Here is a 19,486-nt window from a genome sequence, read left to right on the forward strand (position 1 = left end):
TGAGCGCAGGAGCACAGGAACGAAAAGGGCCGCTCCATTCTCCCCGGAGCGGCCCTTCATACTTCAGACGTCTCCGTGACGATTATTCGTCGCTCATGGCTTCGATGGCTTTTTCGAGATCGTCCTTGGAGATCTCCTTTTCGCTCACCGTCGCCAGTTCGACGACGTAATCAATCACCTTGTCTTCAAAGATCGGCGCGCGCAGCTGCTGCCGCATCTGCGGGTTTTTCTGCACGAATTCAAAGAATTCCCGCTCATGCCCCGGATATTGCCGCGCCTGCGTCATGACCGCCTGTGTCATTTCCGCATCCGACACCTCGACCTTGGCCTTTTGCCCCAGATCGGCGAGAAGCAGCCCCAGACGTACCCGGCGTTCGGCCAGTCTGGTATGCTCGTCGGTCACCTCGATCTCGGGATGATCATGACCGTGAACGTCCGGATTCTCTTCATGCCAGAGTTGGTGCGCGATCTGCTTGGCCTCGGTTTCAACCATGGTCGGCGGCAGATCGAAACTTACCATCTCGTCCAGCTTGTCGAGCAGATTACGCTTGAGAATCGCGCGCGCAGCTCCGGCATATTCCTGCTCCAGACGCTCGGCAATCTGCGTCTTGAGCGCGGCCAGATCCTCGGCACCGTATTTCTGGGCCAACTCATCGGTAATCTCTGCGGCGACCGGCTGACGCACGGCTTTTACGGTGCAGTCGAACACCGCTTCCTTGCCAGCGAGATGCTCGGCCTGATACTCATCGGGAAAGGTCACGGTGACGGCCTTTTCCTCGCCCGCCTTGACGCCGACCAACTGACTCTCGAAACCGGGGATAAAGCTGTTGGAGCCAAGCACCAGCGGATAATCCTCGGCGCTGCCGCCCTCGAACGCCTCGCCATCGACCTTGCCGACAAAGTCGATGACAACCTGATCGCCATCCTTGGCCTTGGTGCCCGCCTTGCGGTCCTTGAAATCCTGCGCGCTCTCGGCAAGGTTCTTCAACGCCTCATCCACCGCCGCGTCATCGGCTCTGGCGACCAGACGCTCCAGCGTCACGGACTTGAGATCAACCTCGGGCACCTCGGGCAGCGCCTCGTAGCTCAGTTCAATCTCGACATCGTCGCCCTCTTTCCAGTCCTGATTGGCCATCTTGACATCGGGCTCAAAGGCGGGGCGCTCGCCCTTTTCCTCGAAATGCTTGGACATCGCGCCGTCAACGGCCTCTTGCATCGCCTCGCCCAGCACCCGCTGGCCGAATTGTTTTTTCAGCAGAGGCAGCGGCACCTTGCCCTTGCGAAACCCCTTGATCTCGATCTCGGGTTGGGCCTCTTTCAGCTTTTCATTCACCTTGGCGTCCAGATCCGTCGCCGACAGGATCATCTTGTAGCCGCGCTTCAGGCCTTCGTTCAGGGTCTCGGTGACCTGCATGTTCGTCCTCATCCATTGCATTCGGGCCGCGGAGGCGTCCGCAGCGGTCAAAATCAGGCGTCTTCTAGGGGCACCCCTGCCCGCGCGCAAGAGCAAAGCGCCGCTGATCCGGCGTCAGAACCCCCTGCAACTGGTCAATCTGGTGCGGGTGGAGGGACTTGAACCCCCACGCCTTGCGGCGCCAGAACCTAAATCTGGTGCGTCTACCAATTTCGCCACACCCGCACGAGCCACCGCTCTCGCGGATCGCTGGCGCGGTGTCTAGCAAAGCGCGACCGCCGATGCGAGGGGAAAATGCCCACGGCAAGGCCACGGGGCGCGCTAAAAATGGCGCGGCATTAACCCAATCTTGACATAAAGTGATGGAAAGATCGAGGCAGCAAAACAGCGGGAAACGCCATGAAACCCAGAACGGGCGGGCGGGCATGTGGCGGATTGATCGTCACGCCCCCGGCGGACAGGACCGGCCTGAGCGCCGACAGCATCGTACTGACGCTCGACGGTGAAAAGAGCCTGGCCGATATCCGACCCGGTGATCGTGTGATCACCCGCGATACCGGCATCGCCGTGGTGCAATGGATCACCATCGCCAGACATCTGACGCGCATCATCCGGATCAGGGCCGGATCACTCGGCCACACCCGTCCGGACCGGGACGTGACCCTGCCCGCCGCCCAACCGATCCTCGTACGCGACTGGCGGGCGCAGGCGATCTTCGGGGCGCCGCAGATCATCGTGCCCGCCTCGCGGCTTGTGGATGGCGAATTCGTGACTCTCCACACCGCGCAGGAGATCCTGCTTTGCAGCCTTGGCTTTGATCATCCGCATGTCCTTTATGTGGACGGGCTGGAACTGGCCAGCGGCCCCGCAGCGGCGCTGACAGCCGCGGGGGTCTGAACTCAAAGTCCGCGCAGCACCTTTGGCAATTCCTCTGGCAGATCCTCGGCAATCAGACCCGGGCCGAATGAACGCGCGCATTCCACATGCAGCCACGCCGCCGTCTCTGCCGCCCGCATCGGATCAAATCCGCGCGCCAGCAGTCCGGTGATGAATCCCGCCAGCACATCGCCCGACCCCGCGGTCGCCAGCCAGGGCGCCGCGCGATCGTATTGGGCCGAATTGACGCCACACCGCCCGTCCGGTGCCGCGATCACCATATCCGGCCCCTTGAACAGCACCACACATCCCGCCTGCCTTGCCGCCACGCGCGTTGCATCCACTTTGGAATACGCCGGGCCCTTGACGGCGGGCGCGTTCAGCTTGTCGACGATATCCGGGAACAGGCGCGCAAACTCGCCCGCATGAGGCGTCAGCACACAGCGCTCGTGCAGCATGGCAAACAGCTCCTCCGGCGTGTCGCCAAACGCTGTCAGCGCATCCGCGTCCAATACCGTAGGACGAGGTTCCGCTCCGCCGCACACCACCTCAACCAACTCCCGCGCGCGCGTCACACCCAGACCTGGCCCCAGACACAGCGCATTGATTCTGCGATCCGCAAGCAGCGCTGCAAGTTCGGCACCATCCTCCAGCCGCTGCAACATCAGCGCGGTGATCTGGCGGGCTACCTCCTGCTGCGCGCTGCCGGGCACAGCCAGCGTCACCAACCCTGCTCCTATCCTCAATGCTCCCCGCGCCGCAAGCCGCGCCGCGCCGGTGCGCCCTGCCCCCCCCGTCAGGATCAGGGCGTGACCGTTCGAATACTTGTGTGCGTTCGCTGATTTTGTCAGGCAACCTGCTCCGGGCGCCGTCACAAGAGTCAGCCCGCCATTCGCTGAAACAGGTCGCAGACCTATATCCACCACCACGAACCTGCCGCAATGCTCCGGACCGCTGGCCAGATGATGACCCAGCTTCGGCGCATGAAAACTGACGGTCAGTGCCGCGCGCACCGCCGCATCGCCCAGGCGCCTTCCGCTGTCGCTGCACAGGCCCGAGGGCAGATCGATCGCCACTGTTCTTGCGGCCCTGCCAGTGTTCCAGGTCCGGATACACTCCAGCGCCGCCCCCTCCAGCGGTCGCGTCAGCCCAATACCAAAAAGCGCGTCCACATAGAGATCGGCGGCGAAATCCCCCTCCCGCGCCCGGTCCGGTGGCGCGAGTCCCGCCATGGCGCACCACCGCTCGCAATTCACCCTGGCATCGGGCGGCAGTCTGGCAGGATCGCCGTAGAGAAAGACCTTGACTTCCCACCCCCGGGCCTTCAACAGCCGCGCCACGACAAACCCATCCCCTCCATTGTTGCCCGGCCCACACAGCACCATAGCCTTTTGTGGCGCGCTGATCAGCTCCGGCCATTGCGCGAAAACCGCCTCGACGACGCCGCGCCCGGCGCGCTCCATCAACTCCAGCCCGGTCACCTCACCTGACTCGATGGCCGCCCGCTCAATCGCCCGCATCTGCGCGGCTGTCAGCAATTCCTTCATTTCCGGCGTCCCGCGATTCACTTTCGATTATTCTGAGGTCTTATTGCCTATTTTTTAAGCATAAATCATGCCCGATCCTGATCTCATGCCCAATGCTCAGCCTAACCGATTGAGCCCGCCCCTGAGAAGTGGTCTGCACATCCCGAAACATTATTCCGGGAGGCCAGAGCCGATGAAAAAGATCGAAGCGATCATCAAGCCGTTCAAGCTTGATGAGGTCAAAGAGGCGCTGCAGGATGCTGGCATCCAGGGTCTTTCGGTCATCGAGGTCAAGGGCTTTGGTCGCCAGAAGGGCCATACCGAGCTCTATCGCGGGGCCGAATATGTGGTGGACTTTCTGCCCAAGGTGAAAATCGACGTGGTGCTCGACGACGATCAGGTCGACGCCGCAATTGAGGCCATCATCGACGCGGCCAAGACCGACAAGATCGGGGACGGCAAGATTTTCGTCAGCCCCGTCGAACAAGCCATTCGCATCCGCACCGGCGAAACCGGCTCGGACGCGCTCTAACCCCCTACTCCAATTAAGAAAAGGACAAGAGAATGAGCAAGGACGCAGTTCTCAAACTGATGAAGGACGAGGATGTCGATTATGTCGATATCCGCTTTACCGACACGCGCGGCAAGCTGCAGCATGTAACCGTGGTGGCAGATCTGGTGGATGAGGATTTCCTTGAAGAGGGTTTCATGTTCGACGGCTCGTCCATTGCCGGCTGGAAATCCATCGAGGCATCGGACATGAAACTGATGCCCGACACCGAGAGCGCCTATCTCGATCCCTTCTATGCCGAAAAGACGCTCTGCCTTCACTGCTCGATCGTCGAGCCGGATACGGGCGAATCCTATGCCCGCGACCCGCGCGGTACGGCGGAGAAGGCCGAGGCCTACCTCAAATCCTCCGGCATCGGAGACGCGGCCTATTTCGGCCCCGAGGCCGAATTCTTCATCTTTGACGACGTGCGCTTCTCGAACACGATCAACAAGGTATCCTATCAGGTCGATGCGGTCGATGCCTCGTGGAACACCGACACCGAGTACGAGATGGGCAACACCGGCCACCGCCCCGGCCTCAAGGGCGGTTATTTCCCGGTGAACCCGGTCGATGACGCCCAGGACATCCGCGCCGAGATGCTGAGCACCATGAAACGCATGGGGATGAAGGTGGACAAGCATCACCACGAAGTTGCCAGTTGCCAGCACGAGCTTGGCCTGATCTTCGGCACGCTGACCAAACAGGCGGACGAGATCCAGAAATACAAGTATGTGATCCACAACGTGGCGCATGCCTACGGCAAATCGGCGACCTTCATGCCCAAGCCGATCTATGGCGACAACGGGTCCGGCATGCATGTGAACATGTCGATCTGGAAAGACGGCAAGCCCCTGTTCGCAGGCGACAAATACGCCGATCTCAGTCAGGAGGCGCTGTGGTTTATCGGCGGGATTCTCAAGCATGCCAAGACCCTGAACGCCTTTACCAACCCCGGCACCAACAGCTACAAGCGGTTGATTCCCGGCTTCGAGGCCCCCGTGCTGCGCGCCTATTCCGCGCGCAACCGTTCGGGCTGCGTCCGCATTCCATGGACCGAAAGCCCCAAGGCAAAACGTGTCGAGGCGCGTTTCCCCGACCCGAGCGCCAACCCCTATCTGGCCTTCGCCGCGCTGCTGATGGCCGGTCTTGACGGGATCAAATCCAAGATCGACCCCGGAGAGGCGATGGACAAGAACCTTTACGACCTGCCCGCCGAAGAGCTCAAGGATATCCCGACGGTCTGCGGCAGCCTGCGCGAGGCGCTCGACTGCCTGGCTGCCGATCACGATTTCCTGCTGGCCGGCGACGTGTTCACCAAGGACCAGATCGAGGGCTATATCGCGCTCAAGATGGACGAGGTTCACAAATACGAACATACCCCGCATCCGGTCGAATTCGGCATGTATTACAGCTGCTAGGCAGCTGTCCTGAGCTGACATCGAACCACAGACCAAGGCGTCCCGCTCGGGGCGCCTTTTTCGTCTTTGAATGCCGTTGCCGGATGGGAACCAAAACCCCGGAATTATCCCGATTGCCCCCCCGATTGCCCCAATGTGTTCATATTTGAAACAAACTGGCTCCACCTTCGTCCGGCATAGTGGGATGAGGAAATAAAAAACAACGGGTGCCACGATGACCAGAACCGCTGACCAGGTTACGGCAGGGCTAGTATTTCTCGGTACGAGAAACTTTGACATTGTCCGGATCGGCAACCGGGTATGCGCCGCGCTGGACCGGCTGGACGAGCAGATCGCGGGCTTTCGGGTTCTGTCCGATACGGTCGTGACCCTGCGCACTGCGACTTATACGCTGAACATCGAAGTCGAGACTGACCGCCCGGTGCCCACGCTGGAGCGTCCCGCGGCGCATTATCTGGCGCTGACGCTGGTGCGCGCCGATGCACAGCCGATGGATGAAACGGACTTGTCACTGTCCATCATGGCTCATGCGCTGCAAGCGCTGCACAAATCCCTGGCACCGGATTATGTGCAATGGGTCGATCCGCTCGCGGTTCTCAGCAGCGCCGATTTTCACATGGCAACCACATTGCCCGAAGAAGAACTGACCACCTATCCAGGTGAAATGACTGCGGCACAGACACCGGTCTCGGACTCGCCCCCCGAACCGTCGCGGCGCGAAACCCTGCCGGATATCGAGGAAACCAACACGGCCCTGCTCGCGCGGCTGATCGAGAAAGATGCGCAGAACGCAAGCAAAGGCGTCGACGGGGCGCTGCGGTCAGCGTTCCGGAAAAACCCCGATGGCACGCCGATTCTGCAACCCGGGCAGACGTTCGACAAGGAAGAAAGCGCATTGCTGCGTCTCTCCGTCTGGCTGTTCACCATCACGCTCGGCCTCTTTGCGCTGCCGGTTGCCGTGGCGCTGGCCGTGTTTAACCTGCTGCGCGGCGAGAACCTGCGGCTGACCTCGCAGACCACGGCGCTGACCGGCACCTTCATCGCCCTACAGGCCACCGGCAGCACGGCGCAGGCGATGATCACTGTACAGAGCCTTCTCGGATAACGCCGAATTGCACTTTGCGCGTACCTGGCTCTTGTGGCACGGGATCGAGCCGCTACACTCTCACCTGTCCAGTCAGAACGGAGCGTTGCGATGTTGCCCCCCGGTCGATCCCTTGTCCTGCTGCCTGCTCTTGGCCTTTTTGTTGGCCTTGCGGCACCAGCCCTGGCCGCTGCCTGTGGCAATAGCGCCGATGGTTTCACCGCATGGAAATCCGCCTTTGCCGCAGAAGCCGCCGCCGCGGGCGTAGGCCAGCACGGCCTCGCCGCCCTGGCCGAGGCGCAATATTCCAGCAGCACCATCGCCGCCGATCGCAACCAGAAAAGCTTTCGCTTCACCCTTGAGAAATTCATGCAGGTGCGCGGGGCCGACACCATCGTCGCGCAGGGCCGCAAGCGGCGCAGCCGCGACGCCGCCTTTTACGATACTCTGGAACGGCAATACGGCGTGCCCGCCGGCGTCCTGATCGCCATTCACGGCATGGAAACCGGATTCGGCGGCTTCATGGGCGACACATCCGTGGTCTCGGCCATCGTGACGCTGACATATGATTGCCGCCGCTCGGATTTCTTCCGCCCGCATGCCATCGGCGCGCTCAAACTGGTCGATCAGGGAACGATCACGGCCCAGACCAAGGGGGCCAGGCACGGAGAACTTGGCCATACCCAGTTTCTGCCCGGCAATGCGCTGGCCTATGGTGTCGATGCCAATGGCGACGGCCGCGTGGATTTCTACAACCTGACCGATGCCATGGCCTCGACCGCCAATTTCCTGCGCCAGAAGGGCTGGCAACCGGGCGTCAGCTATCAGGAGGGTCAACCGAATTTTGCCGTGATCCAGCAATGGAACGCGGCGGGCGTCTATCAAAAGGCGATTGCCATCATGGCGGCGCGTATCGACAGCGGCTGAGAGTCTGGCCCTGCCGTCACCGCTCGGCGCGGGACTACGGAACTATATCGCCGCGCGCAATCCAGGTGAGCCGTTCAGCCTATCCGCCCCGGCAATCACATAGGTGTGGATTGAGAACACGCAGGCGCGGGTTTCAGGCAGACGCAGCACGCACTGCCGTTCCGAGCGCAGATAAGGATAGACCGCATCCGCCACGGGTTGTACTCGCCGACGCGGTTGATGCAGCGTCGCATCCGCGTAACGCAAGGCGTTGAACCGCCAGAGCGGTCGCCCCTCGCGCACCCCGTCAAACAGCCGCTGCACCCGCTGGGCAATGTCCGGATCATAGGCCGCGACCGGTGCATGAATCGTGATCAGCGGGCGACCGATCTTATCGACCAGCCGCCAGCTTGCCGGAAAGCACAGCACGGCGGCGGTCAGCACATGCTCATCCCCGCGCTTTTCCATCAGGCACAGATCCTCCTGTACCAGATGCCCCAGCGTTCCCATCGGATCGGTGCGGTCTATCTCCACCTCCACCTCATCGGGCCGAACCACGCGATCTTGCTCGACCGCATAACCCGGCGCGTGGTCCCGCAGCCAAACCAGCACGTAATCCAGCAACTCTTGCGCCGCCGCCGTCCCCTGGGGCGTCACCGCCAGCACATCCTCGCGCCGTTCGGCCAGCAGTCGGGCGCGCTCGGCCATCTGCGCGCCAAAGGCTTCGTCAACCAGCAGCCATTCGGCCATGTCGAGTGGCGCGATTCCCGGCAGAGGCCGCCGGTTGGTTACATCATAGGGCAGGCTGGTCTGAAATATTCCTATCATGGCCTGACCTTAGCCAGATCAATTCCCGTCTGCATCCCCAAAATACCCGGTGCCGCCCTCGCGCCAGTAGCGGGTGTGCATCCGGTAATCCTTGCGCGGTCCGTGCACCCGCCAGACCACCGCAAAGGCAGGCCAGTCGCTGAAATCGTAGGTGCCGTCATAATGGTCCGGGTCGCACCAGTGGGATACATCCCCCCCTTCACCCGGCACCCGGTGAAAGAACCGTCCATCGGCAAACCGCACCGTCAAGTCCGCCTCCCACCGATAGCGCCGCGTGACCTGCATCGGCGCATGGCTCGGCAGGTGCATCTCGCCGGTCTCGTCGCAGATCAGACCGCCATCGGCGGGCAACCAGACCGCATGCCCGGCAACCAGCACCCTGCCGCCCTGCGTCTCGACGATCTCACGCCGAAAGGCCCATGCGCCCTCGAAATCCGACAACTGCCTCGACCGCATATCCTGTTTCCTGTCTGCCATGCGCATCGTCAATCCCATGCGCCGGGTTGCCGCGCCCCGTGTCACACTCTAAAAGCGCGGCAATTCCAGTTCCATCCGCCAATTGCAAGGATCGCCGATGATTCCCCGCTATTCCCGCCCCGACATGGTTGCCATCTGGGAACCCACCACCAAATTCCGCATCTGGTACGAGATCGAGGCCCATGCCTGCGACGCCATGGCCGATCTGGGCGTGATCCCGCGCGAGAATGCCAAGGCCGTATGGAAGGCGAAGGACGTGGAATTCGACGTGGCCCGCATCGACGAGATCGAGGCCGAGACCAGGCATGACGTCATCGCCTTTCTCACCCATCTGGCCGAGCATGTTGGCTCTGACGAGGCGCGCTTCGTGCATCAGGGGATGACAAGCTCGGACGTGCTCGACACCTGCTTCAATATTCAGCTCACCCGCGCCGCCGATATCCTGATCGCGGACATGCAGGGGCTGCTCGCCGCCCTCAGGCGCCGCGCCTATGAGCACAAGAACACGATCCGCATCGGGCGCAGCCACGGCATCCATGCCGAACCCACCACCATGGGCCTGACCTTTGCCCGCTTCTACGCCGAAATGGACCGCAATCTCACACGCCTGCGCACCGCGCGCGATGAAATCGCCACCGGGGCCATTTCCGGCGCGGTCGGCACCTTCGCCAATGTCGATCCACGGGTCGAGGAACATGTCTGCGCACAGCTTGGCCTGACCCCTGAACCGATCAGCACACAGGTAATACCACGCGACCGGCACGCGGCCTTCTTTGCCGCGCTTGGCGTTGTTGCTTCTTCGGTCGAAAACGTCGCCATCGAAATCCGCCACATGCAGCGGACAGAGGTTCTGGAGGCCGCCGAATTCTTCTCGATGGGGCAAAAGGGCTCGTCCGCCATGCCGCACAAGAAGAACCCGGTATTGACCGAAAACCTCACCGGGCTGGCGCGGCTGGTGCGTATGACGGTGATCCCGGCGATGGAAAACGTGGCGCTCTGGCACGAGCGCGACATCTCGCATTCCTCGGTCGAGCGCAACATCGGCCCCGATGCCACGATCACCCTCGATTTCGCCCTCGCACGGCTGACCAATGTCATCGACAAGCTGTTGGTCTACCCTGAGAACATGCTTGCCAACATGAACCGGTTTCCCGGCCTCGTCATGTCGCAGCGCGTGCTTCTGGCGCTCACGCAGGCCGGCGTCAGCCGCGAGGACGCCTATCGACTGGTGCAGCGCAACGCGCTCAGGGTTTGGGAAACAGGCTGCGATTTCAGGACCGAGCTATTGAACGATGCCGAGGTGACGGCGGCGCTCAGCCCTGCGGAAATTGATGAAAAATTCGACATCGGCTACCACACCAAACATGTCGATACGATCTTCCGTCGAGTTTTCGGGGAATCATGATATACTGTCGCCATGTCCAACAGGGAGACAAGCGATGAAGCTCAAGATCGGTCTTGCCGCCCTCGCTATTGTCGCCATGCCGTCGCTCGCTCTCGCAGCGGGCGGCTGCAATTACGGCAGCCAGAAACAGGCGATCTCATGCGCTGACGGCACGGTCTGGGACAGCGCATCGAATACCTGCGTCTCGCAGGTTTCGAGCTGATCCAGGAAACTCAGGGGCGGGTCATTTCCCCCGCCCCTTGTTCATATTGCCATAAAGACTCATGTCCGGGACGCCGCCGCGCTCAGGCAGGCATGCGCTCCTCGACCAGCCCCGCCCACCAGCTGCACCCAGCCGGGATCGCCTGATCGTTGAAATTGTAATCAGGGCTGTGCACCATGGCGGTGTCACCATTGCCGATCAGGATATAGGCGCCGGGCCGTTCCTCCAGCATGAAGGCGAAATCCTCGCCTCCCATCACCAGCGGCGCATCCTCACAGGTGCCGCTGATCCTGGCGGCGACCGAGGCCGCGAATTCGGTCTGCTCCTCGTGATTGATCATCACCGGATAGCCCCGGTGATAGGTCACTTCGGCTTTGCCGCCAAACCCCGCCGTCACATGTTCGCAGAGCGCGCGAATGCGCGTTTCGGCCAGATCGCGCATTTCGGGACTCATTGTGCGCACCGTGCCGCGCAGATGTACGCCCTGCGGGATCACATTGAATGCGCTCGACGATGTCTGGAACGAGGTTACAGAGACCACCACCTGATCCACCGGATCGGCATTGCGGCTGGCGATGGTCTGCAGCATCGTCACCAGATGCGCGGCCATAACAGTCGTATCGACCGTCTCATGCGGCTTGGCGGCATGGCCACCCTTGCCCGTCAGCGCGATGTCGAACTGATCGGTGGCGGCAAAGAACGCACCTGCGCGAATCGCGAAACTGCCCACCGGCTTGCCCGGCCAGTTGTGCATGCCGTACACTTCCTGAACGCCAAAGCGGTCCATCATTCCGTCGTCGCACATCGCCTTGCCACCCGCGCCACCCTCTTCGGCGGGCTGAAAGATCACAACGGCGGTGCCGTCGAAATTGCGCGTCTCGGCCAGGTATTGCGCGGCCCCGAGCAGCATCGCGGTATGCCCGTCATGGCCGCAGGCATGCATCGCTCCGGGGGTCTTGCTGGCATAGTCGACCCCCGTCGCCTCGTGGATCGGCAGCGCGTCCATATCGGCGCGCAGCCCGATGACCCTGCCCGATCCGGTGCTGCGACCCTTGATTACCCCCACAACCCCGGTGCGCCCGATGCCGGTCACCACCTCGTCACAGCCAAACGCCTTCAGCTTTTCCGCCACAAGCGCGCTGGTCCGGTGCGTTTCATACAGGATTTCGGGATGGGCATGAATGTCGCGGCGCCATTCGGTGATGTCATTGTGCAATTCTGCAAAGCGGTTCTTGACGGGCATCGTGTCGCACTCCTGTCTGCATGTTCGGGATTTGCCCTACCGTGGCGCATTCGTGACGGGACCACAAGGGGGCCAGACCTGTGCATTTGCCATATACAAGCGCAGCCGACTCCGCTATGCGTCCCGGCTTGACGCGCAAGCCGCACCCCTTTTCGGAACCGACCTCTCCCATGATCCTGCCTGCCCTTTCCAATGCCCTCGCCGCGCGCGGCTATGAAACCCTGACGCCGGTGCAGGAGGCGGTGACCGACCCCGCGCTGAACGACGCCGACCTTCTGGTTTCGGCCCAGACCGGCTCTGGCAAGACCGTGGGCTTTGGCCTGGCCATCGCGCCCACATTGCTGGATGGCGCAGACCGCCTGCCGCCCGCCGCCGCCCCCCTGGCGCTGATCGTGGCGCCCACGCGCGAACTGGCCATGCAGGTGATGCGCGAGTTGAGCTGGCTCTATGCCGAGGCGGGTGCACGGCTGGCAACCTGCGTCGGCGGCATGGATGCGCGTGACGAGCGCCGCGCGCTGGAACGCGGCGCGCATATCGTGGTGGGCACACCCGGACGCCTTTGTGATCATATCAACCGTGGCGCGCTCGACATGACCAGCCTGCGGGCCATCGTCCTCGACGAGGCCGACGAGATGCTTGATCTCGGCTTTCGCGAAGACCTGGAATTCATGCTCGCAGCCGCGCCCGAGAGCCGGCGCACGCTGATGTTCTCGGCCACCGTGCCGCCGATGATCGCCAAGCTGGCCGAGAAATTCCAGCGCGACGCGCAGCGTGTGACCACCCTCACCGGTGCCAGACAGCATGCCGATATCGCCTATCAGGCGCTGAGCGTGGCCCCGCATGACGCCGAAGGCGCAGTGATCAACCTGCTTCGCTATCACGATGCGCAAAACGCCATCGTTTTCGCCAATACCCGCGCCATGGTGGCACGCCTGACCGCGCGGCTGGCCAATCGCGGCTTTGCCGTGGTGTCGCTATCTGGCGAACTCAGCCAGGCCGAGCGCACCCATGCCCTGCAGGCGATGCGCGACGGGCGGGCGCGGGTCTGTGTGGCCACCGATGTTGCCGCACGCGGCATCGACCTGCCCAATCTTGACCTCGTGGTGCATGCCGAATTGCCCACCAATTCCGAAGGCCTCCTGCATCGCTCGGGCCGCACAGGCCGCGCCGGGCGCAAGGGGATCTCTGCCCTGATCGTGCCGGTCAGGGCTCAGAAAAAGGCCGAGCGCCTGCTGAAATTCGCCAGAATCACAGCGGAATGGACCACGCCGCCCACGCCTGAGGATATCGAGACGCGCGACCGCGAGCGGCTCCTGTCCGATCCGGTCTGGTCCGAAGCACCAAGCGAGACCGAGGCCGCCTTTGCCGCCGAATTGCTGACACTGCACAGCCCAGAGGAAATCGCCGCCGCCTATCTGCGGCTCTACCAATCACGCTGGTCCGCCCCCGAGGAACTGAGCGCGCCCGACGCCCGCGCCCCCGCCCGCGAGCGCACACCCTTCGGCCCGAGCCGCTGGTTCGCGCTCTCGGTCGGAGGCAACGACCGGGCCGAGGCGCGCTGGCTGCTGCCGCTGCTGTGTCGGGCCGCCAACATGGACAAATCCGCCATCGGCGCGATCCGGGTGCAGGCGACCGAGACCTTTGTGGAACTGGCCGAGACCGCGGTGCCCGGTTTCATGGCCGCCATTGGCGACGATGGTCAACTGGACGAAGGTATCACCGCGCGGCAACTCGACGTCGCGCCCGATCTGGCCCCAGCCCCCCCCCGCCCGCCGCGCGAGGATCGTAGCCCGCGCACACCACGCGAAGAGCGTGCGCCGCGTCCGGCACCTCGCATCGATGCCCCGCGCCCGACGTCCAAACCGCGCCCCAAACCACAGCCCGCCCCGGACGCAATGGCCCGGGCTGTCGAGGATGGGGCCGTGACCGCCTATCGCAAACCGCGCAGCGATACCGATAACACGCCGCCCCCTGCTAGGAAGCCGTGGGGCGCCGACAAGCCCAAGGGCAAGCCGACCGGCGACCGCAAACCGAGCAAACCCTTTGGCAAGCCCCATGGCAGGACAGACGCGAAGCCGGGGGCGAAACCCCATGGCAAACCGGGCGCAAAGCCTGCGGGCAAGCCGTTTGACAAGCCCCGAAGCAAACCCGCGCCGTCAGTCGCAGATGCCGCGCCCCCCAAACCCAACCTTGCAGCAGATACCTCCAAACGCTTTACCCCGCCGGGCAAACCTGCAAAACCGGGCAAGCTGGGGACGGGCAAGCCGGGGACGGGCAAGTCTTTTGCAGGCAAACCGGGTTCTGGCAAATCGGGCATGGGCAAACCCAAAGGCAAGGGCGCGGCCCCCAAGACCCGCTCGGGCTATGGCGGCACCAATCCGCCGAAACGCGGCAAACCGTAAGCGAAGTCAGGTTCAGGTATCCTCCGAACGGGAGAACCTGGCGGACATCCGGCACTCCGGTGAAAAGCCGCGCGAGTGGCAAACTCAACGACCGCTCCAGACTAATCCCAACCTACGCCCGCCCCAACCGTTCCAGCAGCGCGCGCATGAAATCATGCCCGGCCTCGAACTGTTCCACCGTCATATATTCATCCGGCTGATGCGCCTGCGCAATATCGCCCGGCCCGCAGATCACCGTCGAATAGCCGCGTTCCTGAAACTGCCCGGCCTCGGTGCCATAACTGACCACATGTGAACCGTTATCTCCGGTCAACTGCCGCACCAGCGCCTCTGCCGCGCCATTCGCCTCGGGCTTCAGCCCCGGAACGACAAACTTGGGCGTTACCTCGATGCGGGTATCGGGATGCACCGCCTGCATCGCGGCCTCGGCCTGCGCCACCTCCGCCAGAAAGCGCGCGCCCCATTCTTCCGGCTCCTCGCCCGGCACGATACGGAAATCCATGCCGAAACGGCATTCCTTGGCGGTGATGTTATGCGCCGTGCCGCCCGCGATGGTGCCGACATGCAGCGTGGTCCAGGGCGGCTCGAACATCGCCGCCAGATCCGAGGGTCGGCGCGCCCTGTTTTCTGCATTGCACGCATTCGCCCAGTCTATGAGCGGTGCCGCGGCCATGATCGCGTTGACACCGCGATGCATGATCGAACTATGCACCTCGAATCCCACGGCACGAACGTCATAGCCCAGCCCACCCTTGTGACCCGTTACCGCCTGCATCATTGACGGCTCGCCGATGATTGCCACATCCGCCCTGGGCAGCACCTCAAGCATCCGTTCGATCATCGGTGGCGCACCGGTGCAGCCGATCTCCTCATCGTAACTCAGCGCCAGTTGCAGCGGTCGGGCGACGCCCCGGTGATGCGCCTCGACCAGCGCCCAGATCGCCAGCGCGTCAAAGCCCTTCATGTCGCAACAACCGCGTCCGTAATATTTCCCGTCGCGCTCTACCACCGAGAACGGATCCGAGGTCCAGGGCTGACCATCGACCGGCACTACATCGGTATGTCCCGACAGCACCACACCGCCCGCCACCTCCGGCCCGGCATGGGCAAAGATTGCAGCCTTCTCGCCTGTCTCGTTGTAATGGCGATGCGCGGGAATACCGTGGCCGGCCAGATACTCCTCGACCCAGTCAACCAGCAGAAGGTTGCTGTCGCGGCTGACGGTGGGAAAGCTCACCAGCCTTTCCATGACCTGATAAGGCGTCAGTCTGGCGACCATGCTCAATAGCCGCTCTCGGAGGTCAGCACGAAGTGGCCCGGATCGACCTCCTTGTAGACCGACGGCCCCGGCTCGTATCCCACCGGGTGAATCGGCGAGGGAATCGGCTTGAAATTCAGATCCTTCTCGGTTTTTCGTCGGCGCAGATCGGCGATCGGAACGGCCTTCATCAACGCCTGCGTGTAGGGGTGCTGCGGGTTCTCGAACACCGCCGCGCGCGGGCCCCGTTCGACGATCCGGCCCAAATACATCACGCCCACGTCGTGACTGACGCGCTCGACCACGGCCATGTCATGACTGATGAAGAGGTACCCCAGACCCAGATCCGCCTGCAACTCCAGCATCAGGTTCAGCACCTGCGCCTGCACGCTGACATCAAGAGCGCTCACAGCCTCATCCGCGACGATCAGCTTCGGATTGAGCGCCAGCGCGCGCGCAATCGCCACCCGCTGCCGCTGCCCTCCGGACAGTTCATGCGGAAACCGCCGCAGGAAAGAGCGCGGCAGTTCCACCCGGTCAAACAACATCGCCACCCGGTCATCCATCTCCGAGCGGTTGACCAGGCCATAATTGCGCATCGGCTCGGCCACCTGCGCCGCCAGCTTCATCTGCGGGTTGAGCGAGGCGAAGGGATCCTGAAACACCATCTGCATATCCACTCGCGCGCGTCGCAGCGCGCCCGGCGCAAGCGCCATGATATCCGTGCCATCCAGCACCACCTCGCCCGCAATCGGTTCGACCAGCCGCAGGATCGAGCGCCCGGCAGTGGATTTTCCGCATCCCGATTCCCCCACAAGGCTGAGCGTGCGACCCTTGTTGAGGGTAAAGGAAACATCCTCGACCGCATGCACATTGGCCACCGTGCGGCGAAAGAACCCACCGGTGACCGCGAAGCGCGTGGTCAGCCCCTTGACACGCAACAAAAGATCGTCGCTGCCCACAATCGGCTTGATCTCGTGCTTGTCCGAACCCAGTAGCTTCATCGGTTCTGGCCAGGATTTGCCGCGCATCTCGCCCAGCTTGGGCACGGCGGCCAGCAACACCTTGGTGTAATCGTGGGCCGGGGCCTCGAATATCTGCTCGACCGTCCCCTCCTCGACCTTGTTGCCGCGGAACATCACCACCACGCGGTCCGCCATCTGCGCCACCACCGCCATGTCATGCGTGATGAACACCACCGCCGTCCCGGTCTCGCGTTTCAGGCGGTCGATCAACGCAAGAATCTCTGCCTGAATGGTCACATCGAGCGCCGTCGTCGGCTCGTCCGCGATCAGAAGGCGCGGCGCGCAGGCCAGTGCCATGGCGATCACCACCCGCTGCCGCATGCCGCCCGACAACTCGTGCGGATACTGGTCCAGCCTCCGTTCGGCCTCGGGAATGCGCACCTCTTTCAGCAGGTCCAGCGCCCGCGCCCGCGCCTGCGCCCTGGACATGCCACGATGCACGCGCAACCCTTCGGTCAGTTGCCGCCCGACCGTAAACACCGGGTTGAGCGCGGTCATCGGCTCCTGAAAGATCATCCCGATCTCATTGCCGCGAATCGTGCGCATCAGGCTCTGATCGGTTTTGGCGAGGTCGATCTCACCGCCCTCCTTGCGGTCAAAGATCAGCCGCCCGCCCGCGATCGTACCGCCGCCATATTCCACCAGCCGCATCAGCGACAAAGACGAGACGGATTTGCCCGACCCCGATTCGCCCACGATACAGACGGTCTCGCCCGCGTTGACGCTAAACGAGACATCCTCGACCCCGACAACCGGTCCGTCCTTGGTCTCGAACTCGACCCGCAGATTCTCGATCCGGGCAATCGGGGTATCCAGCATGCACCTTGGCCTTTGCAACTTGGAGGACAATGCTCAGACGCTACTCACTTTGCGCCGTCCCTGTCAAACGGCGTGGGGTCCGGACGGCGATGTTAAGCAAATGTGCAAATGGAATGCTTGCATTTTATCCTGATCCGGTCTGTGATGCCGGGGCTGTCCGGGGATGCAGTGCGATCGCACAGGCGTGCGCCGCGTACTATTTCCGGCATGGCAGACCGCCTTGCCCCGCGTCCCGCGCGGGCTGGCAAGAATGAAACGAGACGGCCCTTACAAACCGCTGTCCAACACCGGAGGACTATTCACCAATGACCCTGAAATCCCTATTGCTTGGCGCAACCGCCGTGACAGGTCTTGCGTCGGCTGCCTGGGCCGAGCGCGGCGCGGACGGCCATGTCAACCTGATCTACTGGCAGGCGCCGTCGATCATGAATCCCTACCTCTCGGGCGGCACCAAGGAGGTCGAGGCAGCCAGCCTCGTGATCGAACCTCTGGGCCGCTACAACACCAAGGGCGAGATGGTGCCCTATCTGGCCGAGGAAATCCCGACCGTTGGCAACGGCGGCGTGTCCGAGGATCTCAAGTCGATCACCTGGAAGATCAGGCCCGGCATCGTCTGGTCGGACGGCACCGCCTTTACCGCCAACGATGTGAAATTCACCGCCGAATACTGCATGCACCCCGAAGGCGGCTGCGCGCAACTGGCGAAATACGAAGGCGTGGCCTCGGTCGAGGTGATCGACGACCTGACCGTCAAGGTCAATTTCACCGACGCACAACCCAACCCCTACGGCCCCTTCATGGGTGGTCAGGCTCCGATCATTCAGGCGGCGCAATTTGCCGACTGTCTCGGGGCAAAGGCGCAGGAATGCACCGATGCCAATTTCAATCCGATCGGCACCGGCCCGTTCAAGGTGGACGAATTCCGCCCCAATGACGTGATCTCGCTTTCCGCGAACCCGAACTACCGCGACCCGGCCAAGCCGCGCTTTGCCACCATGACCTTCAAGGGCGGCGGCGACGCCACGGCGGCGGGCCGTGCGGTTCTGGAAACCGGCGAATTCGATTATGCGTGGAACCTGCAACTCGCGCCCGATGTGATCGCCAACATGGCCGCCGCGGGTAAGGGCGTCGCCATGTCGGCCTTTGGCACCCTGGTCGAACGGATCGAGATGAACATGACCGATCCCTCGCCCGACCTGCCCGAGGGTGAGCGCGCCACAGCCAAACATCCGCATCCGATCCTGACCGACATGCGCGTGCGCAAGGCGCTCAGCATGGCCATCGACCGCAATCTACTGGTCGAAATCGGCTATGGCCAGGCCGGGCGCCCCACCTGCAACCTCGTACCCGCACCTGCCGCCTTTGCCTCGGACAACACCGAATGTCTGACGCAAGATATCGAAGGGGCCAAGGCGCTTCTGGAAGAGGCCGGCTGGACCGTGGGCGCAGACGGCATCCGCGAAAAGGATGGCAAGAAGCTGTCGCTGACCTACCAGACCTCAACCAATGCAGTGCGTCAGGACTTTCAGGCACTGATCAAGCAGTGGTGGAGCGAAATCGGAGTTGAGACCGAACTGCGCAACATCTCGGCCTCGGTGTTCTTTGGCGGCGATCCCGGCAGCCCGGACACGTTCCAGAAATTCTATTCCGACGTGGAAATGTATGCCAACAACTTCGACGGCACCGATCCGCAATCCTATCTCGCCTCCTACACCTGCAACAAGGCGCCACGCCCGGAAACGCAGTGGCAGGGCGAGAACATCAACCGCTTCTGCGATCCGGCCTATGACGAACTGGTCAAGGAACTGGGCCGCACCGCGGAACTGGAGAAACGCGGCGAGATCGCGAAAAAGCTCAACGACATGCTGACCAAGGACAGCTATACTATCGTGCCGCTGGTCGATCGCGGTCGTGTCTCTGCACGCTCCAACACGCTGGGCGGGGTCGAACTGAACACCTGGGATACCGAACTGTGGAATGCCGCAGACTGGTACCGGATCAAGGAATAACCTGACCCGGACACCGCCCCGGTTTCCGCGACCGGGGCGGC

16 protein-coding genes and 1 tRNA gene are annotated in these 19,486 nt (G+C 62.8%); 9 read left to right on the plus strand and 8 right to left on the minus strand.

The genetic code is table 11. The features are described from left to right. Positions 1 to 82: 82 nt before the first annotated feature. Entirely contained in the window at positions 83 to 1,414 is a 1,332-nt protein-coding gene (tig, locus tag BSG08_RS06025) for a trigger factor (protein WP_093033637.1), read from the minus strand. A gap of 140 nt (positions 1,415 to 1,554) precedes the next feature. Beyond that, positions 1,555 to 1,639: transfer RNA gene (locus BSG08_RS06030), tRNA-Leu, on the minus strand. A gap of 174 nt (positions 1,640 to 1,813) precedes the next feature. Between BSG08_RS06030 and BSG08_RS06035 the strand changes: the two genes are divergently transcribed. After that, on the plus strand, positions 1,814 to 2,311 hold the full coding sequence (locus BSG08_RS06035; protein ID WP_093033640.1) for a Hint domain-containing protein: 498 nt from the start codon (positions 1,814 to 1,816) through the stop codon (positions 2,309 to 2,311). A gap of 2 nt (positions 2,312 to 2,313) precedes the next feature. Here BSG08_RS06035 and BSG08_RS06040 read toward each other — a convergent pair whose 3' ends face one another. Next, a complete protein-coding gene (locus tag BSG08_RS06040) occupies positions 2,314 to 3,837 on the minus strand; it encodes an NAD(P)H-hydrate dehydratase (protein ID WP_093033643.1) in 1,524 nt (507 codons plus the stop codon). A 172-nt stretch (positions 3,838 to 4,009) separates the two neighbouring features. Between BSG08_RS06040 and BSG08_RS06045 the strand changes: the two genes are divergently transcribed. From BSG08_RS06045 to BSG08_RS06060, 4 genes are all read left to right on the plus strand, one after another. Continuing rightward, on the plus strand, positions 4,010 to 4,348 hold the full coding sequence (locus tag BSG08_RS06045; protein ID WP_092837247.1) for a P-II family nitrogen regulator: 339 nt from the start codon (positions 4,010 to 4,012) through the stop codon (positions 4,346 to 4,348). A 32-nt stretch (positions 4,349 to 4,380) separates the two neighbouring features. Next, complete coding sequence (gene glnA, locus BSG08_RS06050) at positions 4,381 to 5,787, plus strand: type I glutamate--ammonia ligase (RefSeq protein WP_093033646.1); 1,407 nt, start codon at positions 4,381 to 4,383, stop codon at positions 5,785 to 5,787. Between the two features lie 214 nt (positions 5,788 to 6,001). Next, positions 6,002 to 6,892 carry a hypothetical protein gene (locus tag BSG08_RS06055; RefSeq protein ID WP_245770608.1) on the plus strand — a complete coding sequence of 297 codons (891 nt, stop codon included), beginning with the start codon at positions 6,002 to 6,004 and terminating at the stop codon, positions 6,890 to 6,892. Between the two features lie 90 nt (positions 6,893 to 6,982). Then, the gene (locus BSG08_RS06060; RefSeq protein WP_093033649.1) at positions 6,983 to 7,798 is read left to right on the plus strand and encodes a lytic murein transglycosylase; all 816 of its coding nucleotides are present in this window, start codon (positions 6,983 to 6,985) and stop codon (positions 7,796 to 7,798) included. Positions 7,799 to 7,840: 42 nt separating this feature from the next. On the opposite strand, the gene BSG08_RS06065 is transcribed toward BSG08_RS06060, so the two are convergent. Then, complete coding sequence (locus BSG08_RS06065) at positions 7,841 to 8,605, minus strand: heme-dependent oxidative N-demethylase family protein (RefSeq protein ID WP_093033651.1); 765 nt, start codon at positions 8,603 to 8,605, stop codon at positions 7,841 to 7,843. Between the two features lie 18 nt (positions 8,606 to 8,623). Next, positions 8,624 to 9,082: a DUF6314 family protein gene (locus BSG08_RS06070; protein ID WP_245770609.1), complete on the minus strand. Its 459-nt coding sequence runs from the start codon at positions 9,080 to 9,082 to the stop codon at positions 8,624 to 8,626. A 97-nt stretch (positions 9,083 to 9,179) separates the two neighbouring features. Between BSG08_RS06070 and purB the strand changes: the two genes are divergently transcribed. Together purB and BSG08_RS19435 are read left to right on the plus strand one after the other, a co-directional pair. After that, positions 9,180 to 10,487 carry an adenylosuccinate lyase gene (purB, locus tag BSG08_RS06075; RefSeq protein WP_093033658.1) on the plus strand — a complete coding sequence of 436 codons (1,308 nt, stop codon included), beginning with the start codon at positions 9,180 to 9,182 and terminating at the stop codon, positions 10,485 to 10,487. A 34-nt stretch (positions 10,488 to 10,521) separates the two neighbouring features. Continuing rightward, positions 10,522 to 10,689, plus strand: coding sequence for a hypothetical protein (locus tag BSG08_RS19435; protein WP_175544707.1), 168 nt, complete (start codon positions 10,522 to 10,524; stop codon positions 10,687 to 10,689). A gap of 82 nt (positions 10,690 to 10,771) precedes the next feature. On the opposite strand, the gene BSG08_RS06080 is transcribed toward BSG08_RS19435, so the two are convergent. Further along, positions 10,772 to 11,932, minus strand: a complete 1,161-nt coding sequence (locus BSG08_RS06080; protein WP_093033661.1) for a M20 aminoacylase family protein — start codon at positions 11,930 to 11,932, stop codon at positions 10,772 to 10,774. Positions 11,933 to 12,102: 170 nt separating this feature from the next. Here BSG08_RS06080 and BSG08_RS06085 point away from each other — a divergent pair, with 170 nt between their 5' ends. Beyond that, positions 12,103 to 14,334 carry a DEAD/DEAH box helicase gene (locus tag BSG08_RS06085; protein WP_093033664.1) on the plus strand — a complete coding sequence of 744 codons (2,232 nt, stop codon included), beginning with the start codon at positions 12,103 to 12,105 and terminating at the stop codon, positions 14,332 to 14,334. Between the two features lie 112 nt (positions 14,335 to 14,446). Here the strand turns inward: BSG08_RS06085 and argE are convergent, their stop codons facing one another. Both argE and BSG08_RS06095 read right to left on the minus strand, forming a co-directional pair. Continuing rightward, a complete protein-coding gene (gene argE, locus BSG08_RS06090) occupies positions 14,447 to 15,613 on the minus strand; it encodes an acetylornithine deacetylase (protein ID WP_093033667.1) in 1,167 nt (388 codons plus the stop codon). Between the two features lie 2 nt (positions 15,614 to 15,615). Then, positions 15,616 to 17,436: an ABC transporter ATP-binding protein gene (locus tag BSG08_RS06095; protein WP_093033670.1), complete on the minus strand. Its 1,821-nt coding sequence runs from the start codon at positions 17,434 to 17,436 to the stop codon at positions 15,616 to 15,618. Positions 17,437 to 17,741: 305 nt separating this feature from the next. On the opposite strand from BSG08_RS06095, the gene BSG08_RS06100 reads away from it, so the two are divergent. Further along, entirely contained in the window at positions 17,742 to 19,445 is a 1,704-nt protein-coding gene (locus tag BSG08_RS06100) for a peptide ABC transporter substrate-binding protein (RefSeq protein ID WP_093033673.1), read from the plus strand. The last annotated feature ends 41 nt before the right edge of the window (positions 19,446 to 19,486 follow it).

Source organism: Roseovarius azorensis, from assembly GCF_900109455.1.
In the GTDB taxonomy this organism is placed as follows: domain Bacteria; phylum Pseudomonadota; class Alphaproteobacteria; order Rhodobacterales; family Rhodobacteraceae; genus Roseovarius; species Roseovarius azorensis.